General features: G+C 42.0%; 24 protein-coding genes and 1 tRNA gene. 10 read left to right on the forward strand and 15 right to left on the reverse strand.

Going from position 1 to position 24,782, the window contains the following annotated elements:
* Positions 1-179 precede the first annotated feature (179 nt).
* The 3 genes from FKN08_RS01935 to FKN08_RS01945 form a co-directional block, all read right to left on the reverse strand.
* A tRNA-Ser gene (locus FKN08_RS01935) sits at positions 180-270 on the reverse strand.
* 154 nt (positions 271-424) lie between these two features.
* Entirely contained in the window at positions 425-2,233 is a 1,809-nt protein-coding gene (locus tag FKN08_RS01940) for a DUF3413 domain-containing protein (protein ID WP_046874519.1), read from the reverse strand.
* A 22-nt stretch (positions 2,234-2,255) separates the two neighbouring features.
* Positions 2,256-2,483, reverse strand: a complete 228-nt coding sequence (locus tag FKN08_RS01945; RefSeq protein WP_005380722.1) for a YejL family protein — start codon at positions 2,481-2,483, stop codon at positions 2,256-2,258.
* 85 nt (positions 2,484-2,568) lie between these two features.
* Here FKN08_RS01945 and yejK point away from each other — a divergent pair, with 85 nt between their 5' ends.
* The 3 genes from yejK (at position 2,569) to FKN08_RS01960 (ending at position 6,233) form a co-directional block, all read left to right on the forward strand.
* Positions 2,569-3,567, forward strand: a complete 999-nt coding sequence (gene yejK / locus FKN08_RS01950; RefSeq protein WP_005396521.1) for a nucleoid-associated protein YejK — start codon at positions 2,569-2,571, stop codon at positions 3,565-3,567.
* Positions 3,568-3,648: 81 nt separating this feature from the next.
* Positions 3,649-4,965, forward strand: coding sequence for an Hpt domain-containing protein (locus FKN08_RS01955; RefSeq protein ID WP_170891174.1), 1,317 nt, complete (start codon positions 3,649-3,651; stop codon positions 4,963-4,965).
* A gap of 104 nt (positions 4,966-5,069) precedes the next feature.
* A complete protein-coding gene (locus FKN08_RS01960; protein WP_170891176.1) occupies positions 5,070-6,233 on the forward strand; it encodes a chemotaxis protein in 1,164 nt (387 codons plus the stop codon).
* An 89-nt stretch (positions 6,234-6,322) separates the two neighbouring features.
* On the opposite strand, the gene nhaC is transcribed toward FKN08_RS01960, so the two are convergent.
* Positions 6,323-7,756, reverse strand: a complete 1,434-nt coding sequence (gene nhaC / locus FKN08_RS01965; RefSeq protein WP_005396525.1) for a Na+/H+ antiporter NhaC — start codon at positions 7,754-7,756, stop codon at positions 6,323-6,325.
* Positions 7,757-8,186: 430 nt separating this feature from the next.
* Here nhaC and asd point away from each other — a divergent pair, with 430 nt between their 5' ends.
* Positions 8,187-9,302, forward strand: coding sequence for an aspartate-semialdehyde dehydrogenase (gene asd, locus FKN08_RS01970; protein ID WP_170891177.1), 1,116 nt, complete (start codon positions 8,187-8,189; stop codon positions 9,300-9,302).
* Positions 9,303-9,357: 55 nt separating this feature from the next.
* Here the strand turns inward: asd and FKN08_RS01975 are convergent, their stop codons facing one another.
* Positions 9,358-10,221 (reverse strand): ion transporter, encoded by an 864-nt coding sequence (locus FKN08_RS01975; RefSeq protein ID WP_170891179.1) that lies wholly within the window; start codon positions 10,219-10,221, stop codon positions 9,358-9,360.
* A gap of 35 nt (positions 10,222-10,256) precedes the next feature.
* Positions 10,257-10,895, reverse strand: a complete 639-nt coding sequence (locus tag FKN08_RS01980) for a YchE family NAAT transporter (protein WP_005396528.1) — start codon at positions 10,893-10,895, stop codon at positions 10,257-10,259.
* 650 nt (positions 10,896-11,545) lie between these two features.
* On the opposite strand from FKN08_RS01980, the gene adhE reads away from it, so the two are divergent.
* A complete protein-coding gene (adhE, locus tag FKN08_RS01985; protein WP_046874521.1) occupies positions 11,546-14,248 on the forward strand; it encodes a bifunctional acetaldehyde-CoA/alcohol dehydrogenase in 2,703 nt (900 codons plus the stop codon).
* Positions 14,249-14,389: 141 nt separating this feature from the next.
* Here the strand turns inward: adhE and FKN08_RS01990 are convergent, their stop codons facing one another.
* The 3 genes from FKN08_RS01990 to sodB form a co-directional block, all read right to left on the reverse strand.
* The gene (locus tag FKN08_RS01990) at positions 14,390-15,073 is read right to left on the reverse strand and encodes an SDR family oxidoreductase (RefSeq protein WP_046874522.1); all 684 of its coding nucleotides are present in this window, start codon (positions 15,071-15,073) and stop codon (positions 14,390-14,392) included.
* A gap of 191 nt (positions 15,074-15,264) precedes the next feature.
* Positions 15,265-15,768: a VC2046/SO_2500 family protein gene (locus FKN08_RS01995; protein ID WP_170891181.1), complete on the reverse strand. Its 504-nt coding sequence runs from the start codon at positions 15,766-15,768 to the stop codon at positions 15,265-15,267.
* Positions 15,769-15,923: 155 nt separating this feature from the next.
* Positions 15,924-16,508 (reverse strand): superoxide dismutase [Fe], encoded by a 585-nt coding sequence (gene sodB, locus FKN08_RS02000; protein ID WP_005396533.1) that lies wholly within the window; start codon positions 16,506-16,508, stop codon positions 15,924-15,926.
* A gap of 284 nt (positions 16,509-16,792) precedes the next feature.
* Here sodB and FKN08_RS02005 point away from each other — a divergent pair, with 284 nt between their 5' ends.
* Positions 16,793-17,128, forward strand: coding sequence for a Grx4 family monothiol glutaredoxin (locus FKN08_RS02005; protein ID WP_017635833.1), 336 nt, complete (start codon positions 16,793-16,795; stop codon positions 17,126-17,128).
* Between the two features lie 493 nt (positions 17,129-17,621).
* Positions 17,622-17,987 (forward strand): Rap1a/Tai family immunity protein, encoded by a 366-nt coding sequence (locus FKN08_RS02010; RefSeq protein ID WP_170891184.1) that lies wholly within the window; start codon positions 17,622-17,624, stop codon positions 17,985-17,987.
* 28 nt (positions 17,988-18,015) lie between these two features.
* Here FKN08_RS02010 and FKN08_RS02015 read toward each other — a convergent pair whose 3' ends face one another.
* From FKN08_RS02015 to FKN08_RS02040, 6 genes are all read right to left on the reverse strand, one after another.
* Positions 18,016-19,038 (reverse strand): tyrosine-type recombinase/integrase, encoded by a 1,023-nt coding sequence (locus FKN08_RS02015; RefSeq protein ID WP_170891186.1) that lies wholly within the window; start codon positions 19,036-19,038, stop codon positions 18,016-18,018.
* A gap of 320 nt (positions 19,039-19,358) precedes the next feature.
* Positions 19,359-21,053, reverse strand: coding sequence for a DUF2326 domain-containing protein (locus tag FKN08_RS02020; protein WP_170891188.1), 1,695 nt, complete (start codon positions 21,051-21,053; stop codon positions 19,359-19,361).
* A complete protein-coding gene (locus FKN08_RS02025; protein WP_170891189.1) occupies positions 21,044-21,277 on the reverse strand; it encodes an ABC-three component system middle component 6 in 234 nt (77 codons plus the stop codon). The genes FKN08_RS02020 and FKN08_RS02025 overlap by 10 nt, the downstream gene beginning before the upstream one ends.
* Complete coding sequence (locus FKN08_RS02030; RefSeq protein ID WP_170891191.1) at positions 21,267-22,088, reverse strand: ABC-three component system protein; 822 nt, start codon at positions 22,086-22,088, stop codon at positions 21,267-21,269. The genes FKN08_RS02025 and FKN08_RS02030 overlap by 11 nt, the downstream gene beginning before the upstream one ends.
* Positions 22,089-22,276: 188 nt before the next feature.
* The gene (locus FKN08_RS02035; protein ID WP_170891193.1) at positions 22,277-22,747 is read right to left on the reverse strand and encodes a hypothetical protein; all 471 of its coding nucleotides are present in this window, start codon (positions 22,745-22,747) and stop codon (positions 22,277-22,279) included.
* A 26-nt stretch (positions 22,748-22,773) separates the two neighbouring features.
* Positions 22,774-23,415: a phage repressor protein CI gene (locus FKN08_RS02040; RefSeq protein WP_170891195.1), complete on the reverse strand. Its 642-nt coding sequence runs from the start codon at positions 23,413-23,415 to the stop codon at positions 22,774-22,776.
* Between the two features lie 149 nt (positions 23,416-23,564).
* Here FKN08_RS02040 and FKN08_RS02045 point away from each other — a divergent pair, with 149 nt between their 5' ends.
* From FKN08_RS02045 to FKN08_RS02055, 3 genes are all read left to right on the forward strand, one after another.
* Positions 23,565-23,777, forward strand: coding sequence for a hypothetical protein (locus FKN08_RS02045; RefSeq protein ID WP_017821157.1), 213 nt, complete (start codon positions 23,565-23,567; stop codon positions 23,775-23,777).
* 110 nt (positions 23,778-23,887) lie between these two features.
* Positions 23,888-24,427 (forward strand): phage regulatory CII family protein, encoded by a 540-nt coding sequence (locus FKN08_RS02050; protein WP_170891196.1) that lies wholly within the window; start codon positions 23,888-23,890, stop codon positions 24,425-24,427.
* Between the two features lie 9 nt (positions 24,428-24,436).
* The gene (locus tag FKN08_RS02055; protein WP_170891199.1) at positions 24,437-24,772 is read left to right on the forward strand and encodes a hypothetical protein; all 336 of its coding nucleotides are present in this window, start codon (positions 24,437-24,439) and stop codon (positions 24,770-24,772) included.
* Positions 24,773-24,782: the final 10 nt, after the last annotated feature.

Below are 24,782 nucleotides of genomic sequence, written 5' to 3' on the forward strand. Positions count from 1 at the left end.
GTGAGTATCAACCTGATTCAGAACGGGACACTGGAACGAAAAGGGCGCTAATTTTCTAGTGGGTTCTTTCTGAATGTGGCGATTGCTTAGCTTGTATTCAAGGAGGGATTTGTACAAATCTTTTCAAATCTGGATATACGAAAAAGCCCGCTAATTTCTTAGCGGGCTTTTTCTAAATGTGGCGGAGAGATAGGGATTTGAACCCTAGATACGCTATTAACGTATGCCGGTTTTCAAGACCGGTGCTTTCAACCACTCAGCCATCTCTCCGTTGTTGAGGCGCATAATATAAGGCTTTGAAAATGTTGTAAACCCCTAGTTGAACTGATTGGATGTTTACTGCGCAAATTTGTGGTTTGTGTTGTTTAAATAAACACAAACTCCCCAAAAAGGGGAGTTTGAATAGTATATGGATTGCTAGGTATTAATCGTTTTTAGAATAAAAACGCTGTAACTCAGTTAAACCTTGCATCAAAACTGGCAACTTCGGTGCATCATCTCGAAGTCGTTTGTAATTTTTGTCATACAACTTGTAGTTGCCAAACTTATCGATCACTGTGGTTTGTGAGCTAGTAATTAAGGCAAGCTCACGAGTGTCACCCGCTAGGATCCAACGGCGACGACTTTCGTCAAATAGGTTACGACCACTACTGTAATCATATGGGTTGGAAGATACGCCGAGCATATCCTGCAACAACGTGACCGAAAGGTCCAAGTGGCTTGTGCTGTGATTAAATTCACCAGCCAACATTCCTGGCCATTGGATTACCATAGGAACTTGTAACTGATAACGGCTGTAGTTGCTGTTTGCGCCCCAGCTGTTCGTATTGGTTTCGTTAAACTCACTACCGTGATTAGAAGTGATAATCACGATGGTGTTTGTCAATAGTCCATTTTTTTCAAGCTCATCAATAATGCTAGCGACGGTTTTATCCGCTGATTTCACCGCATATTCATAAGCTTTTTTGAAGCGATCACTTGCGGACATTTCTTCGTCATTATTTGAAGGGATCGATTCAAAATTATCAACGGTGGTGACTTCGATGTAACTAAACCATGGTTGACTCGCTTTCTCTGTTAACCATGTATTCCAGTTCGCGATAGATTGCTTATCGGTATGAGCTTGTGTGCCATCGAGGTCTTCCGCTAGTTTTAAGTCGCGGAAAATAATCTCTGAGTAGAGATCATCTTCAAACCCGCTGCCACTGAATAGGCCGAAGTTGTAACCCTGATCTTTCAGTACATCGAGTAACACTGGCGAAGCACCTTGCGCCTTGATGCTTGAGGCGTAACTGGTTGGTAAGCCGTAGAACAAACCAAAAGCCCCGTAAGTATCATTACTTGAACTGTAATGATTACGGAAGTTCTGATTGTTTTCGGCAAACTCATAGAGGTTAGGCATCTCTTCTGGATTCAGCGCGTCTGCACGCAGGTTGTTTACGCTGATCATCAACACGTTGAGCTTATTGACTCGACGGTTAAACTCTAGCTTTTCCAGAGGGTAATTGACTAACTCTACGTTGCCTTCATTTTCCGCTAAGCGTTTTAGGTATTCCTCACGGTCAAGTAGACCATGTTTTTCCATAAAACTCTTCGCCGTCATCGGATAAGACAATGGGAAGTTTGAACGCTGACTGGTAATTGGATTGTAGAAGTATGCATCTGCCCAAATATAAACCAAATGGCTGGTCATAAAGCTGAGGAAAAATACAGCTGCTAGAGGACGTCCTACGTGCTTATGAGATAGTTTGCGCTGTTTTCGCCATACCCATTCGGATAGAGCGAGCTGAATAAGGAAGATCAGCGGCATTACAACAAACAGATGTTGTAGATCAGTGCTGAGTGCACTTTTATCTTCGCTGAATAGTAACTCCCAAACGACAGGAGTTAAGTGCAAATTGATCGACTGATACGCTTGGGTATCAATCAATAATATGGTTTGCCCAACGGTCGCGAAAATCACTGCCACCAAACGGAACAATTTCCGCGATGGCAGGATAAACGTTAACGGGAATAGAACGAGCAAGTAAAGCGCGAAAACTAGAAAGCCAAAGTGACCAACCCAAGAAACCGCCAGATAAAACTGACCAAGTAACGTCTCGGGCCAAGGAGACTGAACAATGTAGCGTGTGCCTATCAACATCGATGCAACGATATTGAAGAATGCAAACCAGTGACCCCAACCAACCAGTCGAGATACACGTTCGCCGTATGAGTTTCCGCTGTCTACCATGTATGTGTTCTATTGTCCGTTATTAGTGTGTTTTTGGTGTTTCTAAAGAAGACATCAGCGCCTGAGCAAATTTTTCAGCAATCGCTTTACGTTGTGAAGCAGCAACACGTTGATTTAAGACATTGGTTGCGATATTTCCGGCAATCATTAGCGTCAACTCAGGAGAAGCAGCGTGTTTTTCAAGAACTGTTGCTACTTCAGCAAGAATTTTCTCTACTTGCTCGTCAGTATATTTAGATGTAATCGGCATAAAGACTCTAATAATGATAGTAAAAGCGGCTTATGATAACCTACAATGCCCATCAACTAAAACCTTGTAGCAAGATAAAATCACTATGAGCCTTCATCTTTCAAACGTTATTCTGCATCAACTGTGCAAAAACGATCAGGACGAGCTAGTTGTAAACTTTCGTCCAGCATCATTAGAGAACGATGCATCTACTGAAAACTTAGTCGCTGAGCTTCACCGAGTATTCCATTCTAAAGCTGGTAAAGGTTTTGGCTCTTTCCAGTCAGACAGCGAATTTCAATTTTGGCTTCAAGAAATGCGCAAAGGAGAGCGAGATTTTTACGACTTCTCACAAATTAGTGCAAATCGCTTGAAAGAAGAGTTGATTAAGTACCCATTTGCGGATGAAGGTATTTTGGTTTTCGCTGAGTATCAGAGTTTAGCAACGGACTACTTGTTCATCGGTATCTTACCAATGAACCAAAGTTTAAAAGTGACCGAAGGTTTGGACATCAGTGCGACGGATTACCTAGATATCACCAAAATGGATATTGCGGCACGAATTGACTTGTCGAGCTACGACACTGACAAGGAATCTAATCGTTACTTGCAATACATCAAGGGACGCGTCGGCCGTAAAGTAGCGGATTTCTTCCTAGATTTCCTGCAAGCGGACATCGGCTTAGATACTAAACAACAAAACTTAGTGTTAATGCAGGCGGTGGATGATTTTTGTGCTGATTCGAAGCTAGAAAAGCAAGAAGTGAACGAGTATAAAAAGCAAGTTTACGACTACTGTAATGAGCAAATTAAATCTGGTGATGAGGTTCAAATCTCAGAGCTTTCTGGAGAGCTTCCTCCAAGCCAAGATGGCACAAGCTTTATGGATTTTACCAAAGAGCAAGGGTACGAGCTTGAAGAATCTTTCCCTGGTGACCGTGCGACGGTTCGCAAACTGACTAAATTTGTTGGTGCTGGCGGTGGCTTGAATATTAGCTTTGATAGCCTATTGCTTGGCGAGCGTATTTTTTATGACCCAGAGACGGATACCTTAACGATTAAAGGTACGCCACCAAATCTAAAAGATCAGTTGAGTCGCAACTAAAACCGTATCGTCAAATTAAGAGAGCCAATGGCTCTCTTTTTTATGTGAATAAGAAACATCCATAGTATATGCTTGTAATTAATGGAGATACGCGAGGGGCGAGTGTTGCTGAAGCTAAAAGAAGGAATGGGGCGGTTTGTTTGGTTCTGGTTCGTGTTATGGTGTGTTTTAGCGCTAGGGATTTGGTTGCAAGCCAAACAAACGATTCAAACCATTTCAACAGTGAATGAGCTAGGAAGCAAAGTCGAAGAAGTCAGACACTTTTTTAACTTTGATCTGCCTTATCGTGTTAAGCACGTCGACCAAGTTTCACTAAAACTTCAGTTAGCCTATGCAGTTCGTTTACAGCTTGAAAGTGAGTTTTCTGAAGGAAAAATCACACCAGATATTACTCAATTGCTTTATGCGACCGATCGATTTTTAGAAAGTGCTCGAGCCTTTGTAGGAAGTGACAGTGAGCTAGTCTCATTAGCCGAGCAGTTGCGAACAAGCCGCGCCCGAGATGAAAACTCTGAGCAAATTCAATCAATGTACTATCGCTTAGGCGCACTTGTTTTGGAGTCTATTTTTAGTGACTCAGCAACGAATAGCGATACTTATCGTGATTTAGACCGACTCTTTATCGAGTCGGACACGCTTTCTCCTCAAGAGCGAAGTGCTTTTCAGCGTCAACTAGCCCAGACTTCAAGCGCGCTATCTGCCAAGGCGCAAGGCAGCTATCTAGTTAATCAACTGCTTAATCCTGATTTCCCGAACCAGTTAACTTCGATAAATGACCAGTTGGAACAAAAGTTGATGACCTTTGTTACTTGGTTGTCAGTAATCAGTGGTTTATTTCTTTCTCTTATTTCATGGGGGCTTTTCTCCCAAAGAACCGTTCAGCCGCTAATACCATCAAGAGCAGAGGATAAAGAGTCTGAGCAAGTTGGTGGGTCTTATGTTGTTTTTTCTGCTCAGTCCGAAATCTCTCAAAGCAGCCAAGTTAACGAACAGAGCCCTAATGAGCCGAACATATCGCAAGTGGAAGTCGTGGAACGTGAGCCGTATATAGATATCAATAAGATGCTGGACTCGCTATCGGGAGATGAAAGCGCGGTGCGAATGTTACTTGAAGTCTTTATTCAGGATCACTCTGGCGATGGTTCAAAAATGCATCGGCTATTAGAAGAGGATAAAGAGCAAGCGCAAAGAGCGGCTCATAGTCTTAAAGGGGTCTCGGGAAGTTTAGGGGCAATGCCATTGCACTGCATTTCGGGTGATATTGAACTGTTGATTAAACAAGGGCAAAAAGTGCCGGAAGAGAAACTGACACGTTTAGATGATGTCCTAAAGCAAACCATACTTTTCGCTAACCACGTTCTCAATAGTGAAAAGATACAAGAAGCGCTAACAGATTGATATTGCTCTGACTTACAATCATCAGAGTTGGGGTATTAAAGGCCCGAACTATATGACTTAGTTCGCTTTATTCCTGTTCCATACAATTTGTTAAAGGTACTTTCATGTCCGTTCGTCGATTGTCTTCAATGATGTTGATAGGGTTGGTTGTGATGCTTTCAGGGTGCTCCCTGTTAGAAGTGAAAATCGAGAGTCAAACCGTCCCTCTTACCAAACAAGAGCTTAATATGCGTCTCCTGGCTCGTGAGTATGCGCAACAGTTTTTTGCTCAGGTAGAGCAAGCTGCTGATGCATTGCACGATCAATATGAGCCGCATGATAAAGTCCATCAATCTTATATTTTGCTTTGGAAGATAAATGCTGAAGAAGGTCTTCAAGCAGCAGCATACCAAGTCTCGCCAATGGCAGCACTTATTGATACTTGGACTTTTACGCTACAGATGGATCAATTCTTTACGACTGGCCCTGGTAATGAACTATTTGCGACAGATGAGGCAAAGTTAGTTTCTGCTCACTTAGCGAAAGAGGTGGATAAACTGGCTCAATCTCTGTTGAAACAAGAAGCGTACATCAAGACACAAGCGTTTGTTGCAGAGTTCGTTAAGCAACATCCATTCGCGGACTTAAGTATGATCAGGACGCCAGCTTACCGTGGGTGGTTAGATGCGAATCAAATTAGCGAGGAAGAGGCAGTGACTACGCTAGGTACAATGCCAGAAGCATTAGGGGATGTCTCGGATCGTCTAAGCCTTGTATCAGAACAGACCCCCAAAATTATGACTTGGAAGGCGCAGTTATTAGCATTAAATAGCTCTGCCAGCATCGAAAAAGTTAATGCTGCGCTAAATAGCTTACAAGTTACGGCTGATTCGATGAAGGACTTTATTGATAACAATCCAGAGTACATGCGCTATTTGGCAGAGCAAATGGCGGTAGAGTTACAACCTTTGGTTGACGATATTGACCAAAAAACGCAAGCGCGTTTATCTCAATTGGGTGAGGAGCGCCAAGCTTTAGAGCTGATGGTAGCCAGAGAGCGCCAAGAAATCGCGCAGATCATTACCCATGAGCGTGAGAAGTTTGCTCAAGATATGGACCGAGTCTCGCAGGAAGTGGTCAGTTTAGCGATGACCAAGCTGATTGATCTCGTTAAAAGTACCATTATCTACTTCATCTTGTTCATTGCCGTTATATTCTTTGCACCACTTGGCTTGGGCTATTGGTTTGGTAAGCGTGCAGCAGTGAAAACGCAAGCCAAACAAAGTTAACGTTTGGTTGAGATATAAAAAAGAGCGCTCACGCGCTCTTTTTCTTTGTCTTTCACTCGGAAAGAGAGATTCTTCCTACCTATGCGAACTTAAGCGGTTTGCTGCTTCAGTTCGCCTTCTGCTTGTTCAACTGCTTCCGCCGTTGGTTCGCATTTATCAACAAACCAACCCATGTAGGAGCTGATGATAGTCACGATGATACATACAAAGCTTAGCCACATGAACGGTGCATAAGATAGTGTCGCAACACCCAGAATACTTGCCATGTAGATACCATTGTCACTCCATGGAACCATACCTGAGGTTAATGTGCCGCCGAACTCTGCGTTACGAGACAAGTTCTTACGTTTGTAGCCTAGGCGATCGTAGTTCTTCGCACAGATTTTTGGTGTCAGGATAAGTGAAACGTACATCGCTGAACCAAATACGTTCCCCATAAAGGCTGTACCGATTGTACTTGTTGCCAGTGAACCTGCACTTTGAACGCGTTTTTCAAACAGCTTAGCGATAGTTTCTAACACCCCCACTTTATCTAGTAGACCACCAAAACCAAGGCCGAATACGATAACTGCTACCGAGCCAAGCATTGAAGACATGCCGCCACGGTTAAGAATTGAGTCAATGAAATCTACGCCTGAAGAAATCGCAAACGGAGCCCAAGCGGTGTTGAACGCGGTTAGGAAGTCCACATCTTGAATCATTACTGCCCAAATAATACCGAGCAGAGAACCAAAACTGATCACTGGGAATGAAGGCATACGCATTGCTAGAAGTGACAATACGATGATCACAGGAACAAATGAGTAAGGCGTGATGTAGAATTGCTGCTCCATCGCTTTAATTACAGAGTCTACCTGGCTCATGTCAACTTGACCTGCGTAGTGGAAACCAAATGCAGTAAACATAATGCCTGTAATAATGTAGCTAATGAGTGCGATCGGCAGCATGCCTTTAATATGTTCCATTACTTCAACGTTAGACATAGATGAAGCAAGGATGACGGAATCCGATAGAGGCGACATTTTGTCACCAAAGTAACAACCTGAAAGCACCGCACCAGCTGTAATTGGTGCAGGAACGCCAAGGCCTTGGCCAATACCCATCATCGCAATACCAGCAGTACCTGCAGCGCCCCAAGAGGTGCCAGTCGCTAGCGCAGTCAATGAACAGATGATCATGGTTGCGAGCAAAAAGATAGAAGGGTGAATTGCTTTAAGGCCGTAGTAAATGATGGTTGGAACAATACCACCAGAGATCCACGTACCAACAAGCGCGCCAACGGCAAGAAGAATTAAGACGGCTCCAAGTCCATTGGAAATGCCATTTAGTGCAGCTTTTTCCAGATCTTTGTACTGATGACCAAGCTTAATGCCTAATATCATGATAATGAACCAACCGATGTACAGCGCTAGCTGGATCGGTAGGTCTAGCTTGGCAGTGAACGAAAATGCCAGCAGTAGAAATAAACCGAGCGAGATAAATACCTGTATCAAGCTTGGTAGGCGTGGTGTAACTTGCTTCATATGTGCCTCTGTCAATCTTGGAGCAATAGAGGAAGGCGCTCCTTGTTGTAATCGCGCATAACATACATTAACAAAAATTATATTTCGAATATTTGGTGTTTTATCTTGATGTTCGTCGGCAAAAACGTTTGCTTGTGAAATTAACTGTTAGTTTGTTTTAACTTTTTTGGTTTTAAATGTTGTGTAATGTGAAATTATTGTGCTTCATGTGTTATTTTGTCACTGAGTGGTAAGACCAATTTGGAGTAACAGGGCTTTCCCTACTTGAAAAATGGCCGAAATCGCAAACCAAACACTAAAAAATCTCGTTTAACACGAATTTTCATAGGAAAAGGTTAAAAAATAGGCTTATTTACAAAATAAGGGTTGAGATTTTGATGCGAAAAATTAACTATGGGGTAGGTTTTTTAATACATGGAGAGTTAATACGATGAGAGTTGGTTTAGTTGGTTGGCGCGGTATGGTTGGTTCAGTCCTTATGCAGCGTATGGTTGAAGAGAAAGACTTCGACCTAATCGAACCAGTATTCTACAGTACTTCTCAAGTTGGTATTCCTGCTCCTAACTTAGGAAAAGACGCAGGCTTACTGCAAGACGCGTATGATATTGAAAGCTTAAAACAGCTTGATGCGGTAATTACATGTCAAGGTGGTAGCTACACAGAAAAAGTTTACTCAGCACTTCGACAAGCCGGTTGGAAAGGCTACTGGATTGACGCAGCATCTACGTTACGTATGGCGGAAGATTCCATCATCACGCTTGATCCTGTGAACTTAAAGCAAATCCAACAAGGCATCCACGGTGGCACGAACACATTTGTTGGTGGTAACTGTACGGTTAGTTTAATGCTAATGGGTCTAGGTGGCTTATTCGAAAAAGGCCTTGTTGAGTGGACAAGCGCAATGACATACCAAGCCGCTTCTGGTGCTGGCGCGCAAAACATGCGTGAACTGATCTCGCAAATGGGCGTTATCAATGACTCTGTAAGTTCCGAACTTGCAAACCCATCAAGCTCTATCCTAGATATTGATAAAAAAGTTGCAGACACAATGCGCAGCGGTTCTTTCCCTACCGATAAATTCGGTGTACCACTAGCTGGCTCGCTTATTCCGTGGATCGATGTGAAACGTGATAACGGTCAGAGTAAAGAAGAGTGGAAAGCGGGCGCAGAGGCAAACAAAATTTTGGGCTCACAAAGCTCGCCTGTGCCAATCGATGGTACTTGTGTCCGTATTGGTGCGATGCGCTGTCACTCTCAAGCACTCACTATCAAGCTTAAGCAAAATGTCCCAATGGATGAAATCGAAGAAATCATCGCCACTCATAATGACTGGGTTAAAGTGATTCCTAACGATCGTGACATTACTGCGCAAGAACTTACACCTGCAAAAGTAACAGGCACTATGTCCGTACCAGTAGGTCGTCTACGTAAGATGGCAATGGGTGATGACTTCCTAAATGCTTTCACTGTTGGTGATCAACTACTTTGGGGCGCAGCAGAACCATTGCGTCGTACGTTACGCATTATTCTTTCTGAGAAAGCATAATCACATCAACCTTTGTTTGATGACAAAATAAAAGAGCTCCCTAGGGAGCTCTTTTTTATGCTTCGTCTTCTCCACGAACAACGCGTTTGTCAGGATCGGCCAGTTCACTACCACAGTGTTTACAGTAAGTCGCATCAGAGTCGTGCCCGGCGTGAGAACAGTTCGGACACTTCACTAATACTTTGTGCGATTGCATTTCTTGGTGAAGCTCTGCTGTGAAAATACCAGTAGGGACCGCCAAAATTGAATAACCCAACAACATGGTGAGTGAGGCAAGCCCTTTTCCGAGATCTGTTTGAGGTACCAAGTCACCATATCCAACCGTTGTGATGGTCACAATAGCCCAATAAATACTTTTCGGAATGCTAGTAAATCCGTTTTCAGGCCCCTCAATGACGAAAATCAGCGACCCAAAGATCGTGACCATAATGGCGACAGAGCTAAAGAAGATAAAAATCTTTCTGCGCGCCATCAGTAGAGAACGTAAGAGGATGTTGGACTCTTGAAGATAGCGGACCAACTTGAGTATGCGGAATATTCGCATTACTCGCAGTGCTCTTATTACGCCCATAAAGGAGGCAGAAGGGAAAAACAGTGCTAAGTAAGTAGGTAAAATCGCGAGTAAATCAACGACGCCATAAAAGCTTTTCGCATAGGCCGCTGGTTTTGGAGAGCAGTAAAGTCGGAGAAAATACTCAATAGTGAATAAACCGGTAAAAGAGTACTCCAAGTATTTCAGCTCTTTTGCCCACTCGGCGCGCACGGATGGTATTGAGTCTAAGACCAGTACGATTAGAGAACTGATAATCGCGATAATGAGTGCAATATCGAAGGTTCGACCAGCTTTGGTATGAGTACCAAAAATGGTGACATAAAGAGTATGTTTGAGAGAGTCAGTCGTCATGACAAAGCGATCCATTGTTGAATCGCTCTATCATACAATTTTATAGAAACTCAGGCTAATCCTGGAAATAAGTTGCGTAAACCATTGGCGATAAACTCAATACCCAATGCGCCTAATATCAAACCCATGATACGGGTAATGACGTTGATACCAGTTTGGCCCAAAAATCGCACGATCAGTGGGGCAGAGCGGAACAACAGCCACGAGCATAGACAGAACAAGCCAATTGTAATGCTGATGCCTACCGTATCAAACATGCTTGGGTAGCGTGCACCGTAAACAATAGTCGAACTGATTGCGCCTGGTCCTGCCATTAGCGGCATCGCAAGAGGAACAACACCGATCTGCTCGCGACTCACGTATTCTGATTTTTCCTGTTTGTTTTGTTTATCTTCCCCCAGTTTACCGCTCATCATCGAGAACGCGATGCTAAGCAGCAGTAGCCCACCTGCAACACGAAACGAATCCAGAGAAATGCTGAACATATCTAATAGTAACTGGCCAGCAAAGAGCGAAATGATCAGGATGATCGCAACAGCCACGTTCGCTGTGGTTGCCGTATTGCGCTTTTCGTCTGGTGTCATATGTCCGGTTAGTGACACAAACACAGGCATGATACCAACAGGGTTTACTGCGGCGACCAAACCAAGAAAAAACTGCAAGAAGATAGCAAGTTCAAAAGTTTGCATGTTGCGTACTCATTAAAGTTCACATTAGTGAAAAGGAGAAGGGGTAATTTGGGCGTAATGTAAGGCAAAAGTTGGGTTGGAAGAAATGAAAAAAACTAACGCATTTCCTACTGTTTTAGTGAGAAAAACTAATTCTTTAATAAACTGTATCTAATCTGGAAAAGAATTGTTGCGTATAAAGTTGCTGTCAAAGCGTGCTGTTTTACATAAACGTTAACATTCGCACACTTTTGATAAAAACTAAGGTGGTTTGTAGAGAGATGTATTCGGTTCGATATACTCTCAGTAGCACAAGGAATTGGGCCTACATGTAATTTTGTTGGCTAAAAATGAAACTTTTTTACAGGTTGTTGTAGTTTCTTTTATTTATTTGTCTATTTGCTTCTTTTTTGTTCAATAAAAAGTGAAGATTAATTTATTTGTTTATCAGTGAGTTATGTCGTTTTAGTGTGATGGGGCACCACTTTGGTGGTATTTAGGTCGTGAGAACTGATCCAAGTCAATTTTTTTCACACTCTGAAATATTATACTCAGTCCTGAAAGCAATTTACTAAGACGTTTGTTTTCTAAGTGACTGATAAACAGTAAAAACGATAAGTAATAGCCTTAGTAAAAAGTTTTTAATATTTGTTAATTTTAGGAGATTCCCTATGCCTGTAACTAATATGGCTGAACTAGATGCAATGGTCGCTCGCGTTAAGAAAGCGCAAGAAGAGTTCGCTACTTACTCTCAAGAGCAAGTAGACAAAATCTTCCGTGCAGCGTCTCTTGCAGCTAACCAAGCCCGTATCCCGCTAGCTCAACAAGCGGTTGAAGAATCTGGTATGGGTATTGTTGAAGATAAAGTAATCAAGAACCACTTCGCTTCTGAGTTTATCTACAACAAATACAAAGACGAACAAACGTGTGGCATCCTAGAAGAGGATGACAACCTAGGTACTATGACTATCGCTGAACCTGTAGGTATCATCTGCGGTATCGTACCAACGACTAACCCTACATCTACAGCGATCTTCAAATCTCTAATCTCTCTGAAGACTCGTAACGGTATCATCTTCTCACCACACCCACGTGCGAAAAACTCGACTAACGACGCAGCGAAACTGGTTCTAGATGCAGCAGTAGCAGCGGGTGCACCAAAAGACATCATCGGTTGGATCGACCAACCTTCTGTTGAGCTTTCTAACGCTCTTATGAAACACGATGATATTGCTCTTATCCTTGCAACTGGTGGCCCAGGCATGGTTAAAGCAGCTTACTCTTCTGGTAAACCAGCAATCGGTGTAGGTGCAGGTAACGTTCCTGTTGTTATCGACGAAACTGCTGACATCAAACGTGCAGTGGCTTCTATCCTGATGTCTAAGACTTTCGACAACGGCGTAGTATGTGCTTCTGAGCAGGCTGCAATCGTCGTTGACGAAGTGTACGACGAAGTAAAAGAGCGTTTTGCTTCTCACAAAGCTTACGTACTAAGCAAAGCAGAAGCAGAAAAAGTTCGTAAAGTTCTTCTTATCGATGGCGCGCTAAACGCGAAAATCGTAGGTCAGCCAGCAGCGGCAATCGCTGAAATGGCAGGCGTTAAAGTTCCAGCAGATACTAAAGTTCTTGTTGGTGAAGGTCTGGGTAAAGTTTCTTACGATGACGCATTTGCTCACGAGAAACTATCTCCAACTCTAGGTCTATTCCGTGCTGACAACTTCGAAGACGCGGTTGCTCAAGCGGTAACTATGGTTGAGATCGGTGGTATCGGCCACACATCTGGTCTTTACACTAACCAAGATACTAACGCTGACCGTATCCGTTACTTCGGTGACAAGATGAAGACAGCTCGTATCCTAATCAACATCCCGACTACTCACGGTGGTATCGGTGACTTGTACAACTTCAACGTTGCGCCTTCTCTAACTCTAGGTTGTGGTTCATGGGGTGGTAACTCTATCTCTGAGAACGTAGGTCCTAAACACCTAATCAACAAGAAAACTGTAGCGAAGCGAGCTGAAAACATGTTGTGGCATAAACTACCTAAGTCAATCTACTTCCGTCGTGGTAGCCTTCCAATTGCTCTAGGCGACCTAGAAGGTAAGAAACGCGCATTCTTAGTAACTGACCGTTTCCTATTCAACAACGGTTACGCAGATGACGTAGTAAGCCTACTTAAAGCTCAAGGCATGGAAGTTCAAACATTCTTCGATGTTGAAGCTGACCCAACGCTTTCTGTTGTAGAGAAAGGTGCGGCTCAAATGGCTAGCTACCAACCAGATGTTATCCTAGCGTTAGGTGGTGGTTCACCAATGGATGCTGCGAAGATCATGTGGGTAATGTATGAGCACCCAGAAACTCACTTCGAAGAACTAGCAATGCGCTTTATGGACATCCGTAAACGTATTTACAAGTTCCCTAAAATGGGTCAAAAAGCTGAGCTTGTATGTATCACTACAACTTCAGGTACTGGTTCAGAAGTTACACCATTTGCGGTTGTTACTGACGACAAGACTGGCGCTAAATACCCACTAGCTGACTACGAAATCACGCCAAATATGGCTATCGTTGATGCTAACCTAGTGATGAACATGCCTAAGTCTCTAACAGCATTTGGTGGTTACGATGCAGTAACTCACGCTCTAGAAGCTTACGTATCTGTTCTTGCGAACGAATACTCTGACGGTCAGGCTCTACAAGCACTTAAGATGCTAAAAGAATACCTACCTTCAAGCTACGCGAACGGCGCTAACGACCCAATCGCTCGTGAGAAAGTACACAACGCAGCAACTATCGCTGGTGTGGCATTTGCTAACGCATTCCTAGGTGTTTGTCACTCAATGGCGCACAAACTAGGTGCTGAGTTCCACATTCCACATGGCCTAGCAAACGCACTACTTATCTCTAACGTTGTACGTTACAACGCGAACGATAACCCAACTAAACAAACAGCGTTCTCTCAATACGACCGCCCACAAGCACGTCGTCGTTACGCTGAAGTTGCTGACCACTTAGGTCTAAGCCAAGCTGGTGACCGTACTGCTCAGAAAATTGAACGTCTACTAGCATGGTTGGATGAGCTAAAAGTGAACCTAGACATCCCAATGTCTATCCAAGCGGCAGGCGTAGCTGAAGCAGACTTTATCGCGAAACTTGATGAGCTAGCAGTTGAAGCGTTCGATGACCAATGTACTGGTGCGAACCCTCGCTACCCACTAATTAGCGAACTTAAAGATGTGTTAATGGCTTCTTACTACGGTAAAGCATTCGTTGAAGGTGAAACTTTCGAAGGTACAACAGTTATCAAGAAGAAAGCAGACCAAGAAGCAGCGAAAGCGGCGCCTAAAGCAAAGAAAGAAAAAGCTGACGCGTAATCAAGAGTCGTGTGAGTAAGGTTTTCGCTAGCACGAAACCTTAACCGGGAAAAAGTAAAAGCCCCAGTCATTTGACTGGGGCTTTTTTGTTGAGAAAGTTGAGTAATAGCGATCCATTGACGCAACAAACACGTTGTCCATTCATACTTCTGTAGCAACCACTCTGCCACTAAAATACTCATTTGATACGATATATGCGGTATTGCGAACCAATTCATCTTGGATCTCGGCCCAGTGTCTTTCGTTAAGTTCTTCTCTTGTATGGTTTACCGAAGGAATGACGCCACCCACCCGAATATTAAATGGAGTGAGCTCTTTTGCCCAACTGTGAGTAAAACCTGACACCAAAGCAGCCATGCTTTCGACTCCCGTTAAATCTTCATGGCTGTCATGGGAAATGACGTTAACAATTACCCCTTTCTTATTTCTAGCGCGAAATCGTTCGGCTCCCACCTGGCCATAGGTGTAGAGGAAACGTGCTGCAGAAGACAAGTGATCAATGTAAGTACTCATAGGTTCGGGAGCCATCAAGCCTGGCATGGGAGAGCTCGTCCAGCAATTGACTATCACGTCTGGTGTCGCACGCAGCTGCGATTCTATTTGATCAAACAGTAAGTTAATGGACGTTGTGTTATCACTGCACACATTCATCGCATAGACTTTATCTGTGAAGGCACTAATCTGCTCATAGCTCGCTTTTAGAGCGCTAGAGTTTTGGTCACAAAGAATCAACGTCGCTCCAAGGTGAGCAAAGTGACTAGCGCAAGTCCTTCCTATAACAGAACCTGCAGACGTGACGAGAATAATTGATTCTTTAATATCCATAACACCTTCACTGTATCCCTGTGTGAAAAAAATACACCAGTGGTTTGTGCTATTAGCATGGTTGAAATTAGAAAGGCTCAGTGTGAAAGACTTCAAACTAACGCTTTTGGATGAGGACTATTGTGCGGTAATTTGTAAGGCGTCACATTTCTGACTGTGGATACTGCAAGCTGTTGGTTGAACAATGATCTCTATACTTGCAGTTGAATTTGATACTGACGTTGAGCCGTCACTAGTTGACTGTATAGCCCTGCATCTGGGATGAGGTTTTTGTTGCGCTCGCCCAATTTGCGTCGCTCATGACCGGATAGGTTGTGATAAACGTCTTCAGGAAGGTTAAACGTATCTTCCGGCAAGTAGGTCAGGGCGTCTGGTTTCAAGTAGTGACTCAGTTTCGCTGAGGGTAGACCTGCACCGTGGAATTGTTTTGCTTGCTGTGCTGCTAGCTCATAGCTGCTGCTATCAGAACGAAGAGCTTGAGGCGTTGACAATTCAAGTTGTTGACGGAGTATATCTTCGCTAGTGGCTACTTCTTTGATTTCCTCTACAGGTACAACGTCGCGTACATCGCTAGAAAACATCGACAAAATCAGTGCAAAATCGGCACGACGTCCTTCGTGGACAGCATGGTTGATACCATTGCCGAACTGAAGCTCGTTAATAATTGCCGCTTTGTCTAAAGTATGAATTTGCATGATGTTCCTCGCTCGATGCCATTTTAACGGCGTGTCTGAGAAGAACTTTAGGAAAAAGAAGAGATTAAATTGGAGTTTTTAAGCGAAAAATAAAAAGCTCGCTGGTTCAGCGAGCTTTTAAAATAAGACTAAATTGAACTTAGGGGGAAGTAAAATTACTTCGCTAGGTTCTCAGCTACGAAGTCCCAGTTTACAAGTGCCCAGAAGCCGTTCATGTAATCAGGACGTACGTTGCGGTAATCGATGTAGTATGCGTGTTCCCACAGGTCAACAGTTAGAAGTGGTGTTGTACCTTCTTCTGTTAGAGGAGTAGCAGCGTTAGAAGTGTTAACGATCTCTAGAGAGCCGTCAGCTTTCTTAACAAGCCAAGTCCATGAAGAACCGAAGTTGTTGATTGCTGAATCAGTAAACTTCGCTTTGAATTCTTCGAAAGAACCGAATGCTGCGTTGATTGCGTCAGCAACTGCGCCAGTTGGTTCGCCGCCCGCGTTTGGAGCAAGACAGTGCCAGTAGAACGTGTGGTTCCAGATTTGCGCTGCGTTGTTGAATACGCCACCAGTAGAAGTCTTGATGATCTCTTCTAGAGTTTTGCCTTCGAACTCAGTGCCAGGGATAAGACCATTTAGCTTAACAACGTAAGTGTTGTGGTGCTTACCGTGGTGGTAGTCTAGAGTCTCTGCTGAGATGTGTGGTTCTAGTGCGTCTTTCGCGTAAGGAAGAGCTGGTAGTTCAAATGCCATTACTCGATTCTCCATTGATTTGAAAGGATGACCTTTCGATTGCTTCCAGTGTTTTTTATAGCTATGTAGCCTTTAAGGCTGACTTGCTAAGTATTTTAGCAAGTTTTTACTTTATTAAAACCCCGATATGAAAATATTTTAAGGGGTTAGCGGCTGTGAAGTGCGGAATTGTTCGCCATCAAGCAATCTGAATTTAAGCCTTATTAATTATATGGTTTTTATTCTGTCGTTATTGAGTAGAATGTGGCAAATAAACAAAGTTCAAACCCATGAATGAGGAAGCGATGGAAACTATCGACAAAATCAAACAGCAGATCTCTGAAAACTCAATCCTGCTGTACATGAAAGGATCACCGAAACTGCCAAGCTGTGGTTTCTCTTCTCAAGCGTCACAGGCTCTAATGGCATGTGGTGAGAAGTTCGCTTACGTAGACATTCTGCAAAACCCAGATATCCGTGCTGAGCTACCAAAGTACGCACAATGGCCAACATTCCCTCAACTATGGGTTGAAGGCGAGCTTATCGGCGGTTGCGATATCATTCTAGAAATGTTCCAAAAAGGTGAACTTCAGCCTCTAATCAAAGAAGCTGCAGCGCGCGCTGAAGATCAAGCTGAGTAATTCGTAAATACTCACATTTAGCGATAGAATACGAAGGAGCCGTACTGGCTCCTTTTTCTTTTTAGGTTAGTGGAATGAACATAAAGCTTTATTATATGTTGTAACCTTGCCTAACCTCTCCAATCGCTGCTATCCCTTGCTATATATAGAGTGTAAGAAACTCACCAATCTGATGGTGACTTATGCATAACGAAGAAATCTGACTTGTGCCGCCATTTTGTCGCCATACATTTATTCGAATGCCTTACTGCAATCTAAGAGGGCGAGCTCTCTGAAGCCTATGCTAAAAGAATGATGAAGTATTTCATTAACTGTTTGTGGATACGACTCATATTACTAGTTTCGGTGTTTACCCATTGTTAATGTAAATCTATGGATACAGTTGTTTTTTTTTCAAGGTACCTGATCATATTGAGCAAGGTTTTATATACTGAACACATCTATCGATATATGTTGACAATATTACTGAGTTACTCAGTTTAGCGGAGGAGTAATGAAAAGAATTAACCCCTACATGTTAAGTATTGCGATGCTATTAACATTCTCATTTCCTTCTTATGCCGATGGTAATGACTTGTTAGATAATTGCCTAGCAGCGGAGAAGTTTATGGACACACAAGAAATGAACAATCCATTTGGTATAGGTGTCTGTTTCGGGATGGTACAAGGAGTCAGGAACACTATGAGTATTCTTGGGAAGAATAAAGTAGTAGAAGCATGTCTTCCCAAGAATGGTATTACTAACGGACAAGCAACGCGAATCGTAGTGTCATATTTAAAGAGAAACCCCGCGATATTGCATTATGACGAGGTGCTCTTGACCATGGCCGCTTTTGGCGAAGCATATCCTTGCAAATAGAACGCTACAAGCCTTTTTGTTCTCAGCACTAGATATCTAGCGCTGTAAGCGGATTAAACCTCACCGCATCACTCAAATGGTTTGGTGAAAAGTGGGCGTAAATCATCGTGTGATCGATATGCTGATGGCCGAGGATTTCCTTCAGTACGAGAATGTTGCCTCCATTGGTCATGAAGTGACTTGCGAAAGTATGGCGTAAAACGTGAGTCGCTTGTCCTTCTGGTAAGTGGGGCAGGGCTTTAGTTAACCATTTGTATGCTACGCCATAACCGCAAGTGAAAAGGCGATCATTGGTTGGCTTATAGATTTGGTTATACAACTCCTCAGAGATCGGTACAGTTCTGTTCCGTTTGCCTTTGGTGTTGTTGTAGGTAATACGATATTTCGTCAGGTTAGAGCCTTTAAGATAAATCGCTTCTCTAATGCGTGCCCCCGTCGCTAGGCATACTTTGTATATCTTCGTTAGTTCATCACCAACTGGGCTTTGTTGAGCCACTTCAAACAAGTGGTGAATTTCCTGCTCAGTCAGAAACGTTAGTTCGGACTCGGGTTTTTTGATTGCCTCAATACCATCAGCTGGATTAGGTAGTCTCCACTCTCCAAGCTTTATTAACTTATTGAACATCGCTTTTAGCTGCCCAAAATCCACGTTATTCGAAGCGATAGAAAGTTCTTTGTGTTGCTGGCCTCTGCCTTTGTTGGCACGGCTAGCTCGATAAGTGGCAAGTTGCTTTGAATTAAGCTGTGAACCTATAGGGTTGCCCAAGTCGAAAACCATACTTTCTAAGCGCTGGCGAGTATGGTCACCTGACTTGAGATTCTTACCATGCAGCTTAAACCACAATTCGACTAAATCAGATAATCTGCGGTGGTCAGGTTTCGAACCTAGCCATGGCTTATCATCCACTTCTTTCATTAGATGCAACTCAAAAGCTGTAGCTTCACCTTTGGTCGCAAAGCGCTTACGAACGCGTTTACCAGTGCGGCCTTGCGGATAGCACTCGCAAAGCCAAGGTTTTTTACTGCCGTCTTTAATGTTTCTTATTGTCATAATGAGATAAATACAACTGTTTTTGTATACAGTATTTATGTGTGGCAATTTTTGCAATGTTTAAGATGATAATGAACGAACAAGAATGACGAAAAGATGGCTGATACTATCTATGGTGTTTACAGTTGCTTGAATGGTTTGGCGAGAAGTGGGTATAAATTATCGTGTGATCGATATGCTGATTGAAGAGGATGTCTTTCATTACAAGAAAGTATTTACGCATGCGGTTAACATCGCCTTGTGGATAACATTCACAAGGCGATGGCTTTTACTGTCGTATTTTAGATTTCAGATCGACATGATTACTTGAAAAGCAGAACTTATTTCAACTTAAAGAATTTATCTGTTTTAGATAATGATAATACTTCTAAATGAGCTGTATCCAAATAAGCCGGTAGCTTGTCTCTTAAGACAGGTAGAACATATTGACAGTTCACTTCATTGACTAATTCTGTGAACAAGTTGGTTATTTGGTTTGAATGTACATTCTCAATTTGGTCTTGCAAAACAAAGTGAAGGCAAGGGATGTCGTTATCATCAGCAAACGCAATGTATGATAAATCAAATGAAGCCATTTGGCTTTTCTTTGTTCCTGTTCCGGGATTACCTTCAATATTAGTAATAGAAAACCTATAGGTACCACTATCTGCTTCCGCACTTAAAAGAGAGTGTACTCCATCGAGCCTACTAGAAAAGCTAGAAAATATTTTATTAAATTTTGCAATTTGCTCTTGAATAAGGCTGTCCTTTGATTCAATTGAAGTGGAAATGTCATCCAGCTTCCTATTGATATTTTCAAGTTTTTTATTACTATTTTCCCAAATTGACTTTTGCTCTTCAAGCTTCCCTTTTTGTTCATGGAATGTGTTTAGTTGAGTTATAATTTCTTGTAACTCGTCTACAGCACCTGATTTTTTTAATGCTTGAGATAGTAGTTTTTCTTCGGATAATAGCTTTGTAAGCTCCTGCTTATTAGAAAATAAGCTTTCTTGGATAGCGGGTATGTCTTTGCTAATGAAGTCTATTTTTTCCTGAATCATCCCATTATGGAACTTTAAAGTATCCTCGAAGGTTTTTTGTAAATTAGGAATGAGTGACTTAGCATCCTCGTACATCTTTTTGATATACTGAATGTTAGCTTTAGAAAAACCCTTGCTTAAATCTTCTACACTTTCTTCGATAAGTTCTTTTCTCATCTCCAATCGTGATATTTCTTCACTCAATGAGTTGATATTTGATTTGACTTCATTTAAGCGACTTAATTGGGTTTCATAATTTTCGTTAAGGTTGAAGTTGTTTTTCTTCTCAGTTAATTGTTCTATTTCATCGTCTACAATTAATAATTTTTGATTAATTTGAGGTAAATTGTTTTCTTTCCTCAAGCGTGTTTGTAGTCGTTCTTCAAGGTTTTTTTCTCTTACTAAAAGATCTTTATCTTGGTTAGTTCCGACACCAAACCAAAATAAATGTAACGCTTCATAAGCTACATCCGTATCATAAGGACTTAAAACACGAATTGTATTTATGAGTTTGTTTTTTTCATCTCTAATATTTTTAGATTTTAACTGTTTAAATGTTGGCTTTTCGGATGATGTTTTAAATATTCTTTTTTTAAGTTCTAAAGAAAATTTATCATTAGTGTATTTTTCGCCATCAATGGTTTGTATCTTACTAGATCTTTGTAAAAAATTACGACAAATAGTCAGTGTTTTTGCTTGTTCATCTAATATGTTTTCTGTCAAAGTTAATGTAATTGTTACATTGTTTTTTGTTAGAAAATCTTTAACTTTTTCATTTGCACCATTGAATTCAGGGTCATGATATATGTTCTTGGCATTACCATCTAAACAGTAATCAATCAGGCGTAGAACCGTCGTTTTACCAACACTATTTCCTGAGTCTGTTTTAATGACGTTTTGTGGAGTATTATCCACAATAAGGTTTATACCTTTGTGGAAGTTGATATTTCTAAGTAATTCTTCGCCATTTTTTACAACCAAAGACTTTAAAAACATTTCTGAATATTCCCCGAGTTATCGTTATCAATAACACCCAATAAATATAACCAACTGACAGATAGTGAAAATAATTGTATAGATACTTCGTGTTCGTCAGACACTTTTTCGTGAAGTCTAAAAAAGTCAACAGAATGCCCTTCAATTTTTTTAAGGGCATTAATGATATGAGCACCTATGACATATAGGTCTTTATCAGGGTGAGTATTTTTACTAATAATCATTGTTTGACTCGTTTGGGACTGGTGGTTCTTCCAAAATCTTACAGCGCATGAATGCATCTACCATGACGACTCTCAGTGCTGGAGCAAAGTCTTCAAGCTTGACACTTTCGCAATCAATAAGGCTCAGTAACTCATCGAAAACGTCTTCATAGATAGCATCTGAGTTTTGTTGAATGATGGGCATGTAATCATCACTACATCCTACATACTTTCCTGATGCTTCTAAGTAAATGTGGTGGATATTATCTAATAAGCTCTCTTTTTTCAAAGATCCTGCCTTGTCAAGTTCATCATAAAGCATGTTGAGTTTATGGTAGTAAGCACTTAGCTCGTTGATTACACGTCTTTTTGATTTTACAGCGTTATGATTTAATTTATTTGTAATGTTGAACGCTGTTGTGCTTTGGCGGTCTTTAAGAGAACTTAAGCCTAGTTCCGCTATTTTATTTATAGCAATCTGTAGCATAGAGGTGGACTTGCCTAGATTTCTCGCTGTAATACTAGCCTCATGGTTGTCCTTCATCTGTTTCAGAGCTTCTACCGTATATTTTTCAACGTCGTTCGTTTCATCATGATGTTGGACGCACAACAATATCAAATTTTCATAATCGGCGCGTTCTTTATCAGTCATATCCTCTCTATAGCGTTCGCCATCGTCATTTGCCGCTTCGATATGACAGATATTTGAATCTTTTGCGTTAGTTTGATTTACCAGCTGCTTAGTACATCCAGGGAAAGCACATTCATTACCCGAAAGTGCAAAAAGTTTTTTTAGCGTTAGTTGAGAATAGTTTCTTGCTTGTGTGCCCATGGTTTTACTAGCCGTTGTAAGTGTTAGTTATATAAGTTAAGTGCTCGTTTTGATACTTCGATCTAGAATCCAATTGTGCTTAACATTGGATCTTCTGGCTAAAAGATAGAAACTGAAATGGATTCATGTTTCCGAGTCTACTCCACTCCCATTAGCCTAGAGCGCTATCATTTTATCTGTTAAGAAGATTATTCTTCTGGTTTAGTAGTTAAATTCTTAAACTCTAAATCAGAAACAGTGAACTGAAGGTTTTCCAATTCAAAATAATCTTTAAGAGTTTTGTTGTTTACCAGCTTGAAATCCACATTAAATGTTGCAATTTGTGACTTATCATCAATGGATTGGAGAATTAAGTTTGCTTTAGTTGGATGTTTGGAGGATTGAACGAAGTAGTTACCTTGCCAGTTACAGCTTGCACTTAGCTCATCAGAACTTTGCTGCGCTGAAGTTACAGAATAACCTTCGCGAACATTACTTCTGAAGATTATTAAGTCACAAAAATTGTTGTCATCATTTATTACTGTTATAGACACAGCAGGTTGGTTCGCCATGGTGTAGCTAAAGTCAGAAGCGGTGGTTGAGTTTACAGCAAATTCTTTTTTTGCTCCGCACCCTATAATAAGCAGTGCAGAGATTAAAGCTACAAATTTTAAGTTCATATTTTTATTCCTAGCCAATTTAACAATTATTCTTTTCTTAATGTTACCGCTACGCGGCCAACTACTTTTATATCTTTTTCTGAAACTTCAACGGTGCTATCACCAAACACAACAGCCAGTTTTTTACCTGGTAAGCGCTGGATATGGTTGATCGACAAAGTATCGTCAATATCTATTAAATATTTGCCTGAAGCTGGGTTCGTAGAGCCTTTATCAACTAGGTATAAAGCCTCATTAGTTTCAATTTCAATCGTCGAATCAGGCTTAAGGTTAAAGCTGTTAAGTCTACGGATAGCGTAGGGTAGTTCACCAGTATCTAACAGCTCCCCATTGGTTAGACAATAGCTTTTGATCTGGACTGAGCTGTATTGCGGTGAAGGTGTAGTGCTCGCGTCTTCGGCAGTATGTTTTGTTGCTGAGTGAGCCTTCTGCCTATCTTCTGGCTTTAACGCCAACTCTACCATTGGAATTCCCAAAGCTAAGTGAGCTCTAACCATGAGTTCATGAGAAGTTCGATTATGAGTATTCCAAGTGCTGAAAGTGCTTTTCGGTACGCCATATACGAACGCCATTTCTTGAAAGTTCTTACACCCTGTCAAACGCTTCAAATTTTCTGTGAAATCAGTGCCTTTCAAATAATCGAAAGGTTCTATTTTACGAATTCTCATGACTAAAAGTTCTCGTTTTCGAATTAAATTGTCATTTTTTTGTTGAAAGTTCGAAAATGACGATCAATAATTCTTGTATGTTTCGGATGTCACGCCGACCAAAGCAAGAGACAACCGAGGAAGATAGACATAAATGCAAGGATATCACCATGTTAACGTACAAGATACCTCCACTAAGTCCATATGTGACTTACGAAGAATACTCCCGCCTTACTGGTTTGCCTATGGGCACCATCAAACAATACGTGACTGAAGGTCGCGTGATCATCAAGCCAAAAGACAAACGTCGTGATAAGCCATTGATTAACATGGTTGCTATGCACGAAATGGCGGCACGCGAAGCCATTGCTGCGCTTGGGTAAGTAATGGGCTTTTCCTCTCTTATTCCAACTAAAACGCACTGCCCAATGTGGCTAAATGTGTTCTCGTTGGTTGTCATTCTCGTACCGCCTTTCATGTAAGAGTGTGGATCATGGACGCAAATATCGCTATGTGCGGATTCCGCGAACGCAAACAGCAATCTTTTAACGCTGCATGCTGCGACTTCGCTATCAATCATAATATGGAAAAGCTAGCTCAACGCATCGGCCTAACTGGGAGAATGCTGCGTAACAAGCTAAATCCAGAACAGCCTCACAAACTGGACCCAGTGGATTTGGCATTGCTGAGCAAGGAATCCGGCGATTACACCATTGTGAACACACTCTTTGCTGACCTAGGTGTCGTGACGGTTCAGTTACCCCAAGACGGGGAAGAGAAGAACCTTTTAGAGCGCACGCTACTTAACAACCAATATTCAGGTGAGCTGTCTAGCGATGCAATGCACATGTGCAGTGCAGACCGTTTACCTCGCAGTCAAAAGCGCAAAACCATTGCCAAGGTTCAAGCGGCCATCGGCAACTTAGTTTTGTTCGTCAACGATTTAGAAAACCGCACCACCGGCTTTCAGCCACTCATGCAAATGGGCACAGATTTCCTCGCCAACGGTGCGCCACTTCCGGGCTTAGCCTAAGGAGAGTCAATGAGTCAGTTAGCTATTCAACAGGAACAACAAAAGAAAATACCCAACGCCAGCGAGAGCATTGCCGCTTGTAAAGCTTTGTTCAATGGTTCTGCTACACGCGGCAAGTTGAAAAAGTTGTGGGACGCTATGCCACCACGTTTTCGCGGTATGGTTTTAGTCGCTGGTGATCTGAAAGCCTCGGAGCACGTGCGAGAGTTTGAAAGCTTTAATGATTTGGAGCTTCAAAAAATCCGGAACGGCATGCAACAGATTAAAGAAATCGCAACGTTGTTCGATCGCAATCTTGGTGACGTTCGACGCCTCAAGCATTACCAATTCAGTAGTACCCATTAATTCTCCAAGC

Origin of the sequence: Vibrio sp. 1-2 (7-a) (genome assembly GCF_013048515.1) — a bacterium.
GTDB classification, from domain to species: domain Bacteria; phylum Pseudomonadota; class Gammaproteobacteria; order Enterobacterales; family Vibrionaceae; genus Vibrio; species Vibrio diabolicus.